The organism is Corynebacterium sp. HMSC069E04 (assembly GCF_001813175.1).
In the GTDB taxonomy this organism is placed as follows: domain Bacteria; phylum Actinomycetota; class Actinomycetes; order Mycobacteriales; family Mycobacteriaceae; genus Corynebacterium; species Corynebacterium aurimucosum.
Genome location: NZ_KV811680.1, coordinates 1 through 990, shown reverse-complemented (window position 1 = coordinate 990; position 990 = coordinate 1). Strand labels below are relative to the sequence as shown.

Genomic DNA, 990 nt, shown 5'->3' with positions numbered 1-990 from the left:
CCGCAGGTCAGCGCGTACAGATGGGTGTACCCGATTGCGAAGTGGATCTAGCGGGCTCTAACCCGGAGGGGTAGGCGATTCCACATCCTTAAATATAGGGGTGCGGCACGGAGTGTCGTCGATAAATAACCATTTGATGCGCGCGTGCGGAATTAACAACGAAATACCGCTAAAACAGACAACATATGGGGTGCACAGAAACACATATAAGTTCTGCGGAAAACCTATAGGGTGCGTCGCTAAAAACCGCTGTGCGCGAAAAACATAAAGGGTTTACGGACCCGGTCCCAGACCCCTCAATACTCTGAGCCGGAAGAATGGAAAGTGGAAGGTTGATGTATCCCCACTATTTATTTTTTCCGTTTTTCGGAGTACATCGGGAGCTACAACTGCGGACCAGCTCTGTGTGAACTAGATGAGAAGGCGCAGCAGCGAATCATCGACGCTGGACAGTTGGTGCTGCGGGCACGCGAGCGGCACCCCCAGCGGTCACTCGCGGAGCACTACAACCCGTTATCGATGGACCCAATTCTGCTCAAGGCTCACAACAACTTGGACCGGGAAGTCGATAAGGCTTTCGATGTGGCACGCAAACTCACCAACGAGCGCCAGCGCCAGGAGCTACTGTTCGCCAGCTACGGGGAGTTGGCGAGGGGCTATGTCTCCTCGCTTTCATCAAAATCGAAACCACCAGCAGGGTCGTTCCCCGTGCGGGTGATTTTGATCGGTCCCGCTGCTGGGTGTAGAACCCTGTCGCTGGCAACGCCGGGAACTATGACTGTGCCCGACGAGAACACGTCACTGCCATAACGCGGCTCACGGTAGACGAACATGGGTCGTTCACTACTACTGGTGGATTTCGGTTTTGGTGGTGGGGGGATTACCGCCGCCGGCCTCGATTTTTCCGTTGAGGAGGGCGTTGACTACTTCCCGATTGTGAAATGGGCCGATGGCGCGGTGGAGAGGAACCAGTCACCTGGAAGAGATCGA

The 990-nt window shown here is 55.2% G+C and carries 1 protein-coding gene; it reads left to right on the top strand.

Going from position 1 to position 990, the window contains the following annotated elements:
• Window positions 1-456: 456 nt before the first annotated feature.
• On the top strand, window positions 457-810 hold the full coding sequence (locus HMPREF2896_RS13195) for a type IIL restriction-modification enzyme MmeI (RefSeq protein WP_016423158.1): 354 nt from the start codon (window positions 457-459) through the stop codon (window positions 808-810).
• The last annotated feature ends 180 nt before the right edge of the window (window positions 811-990 follow it).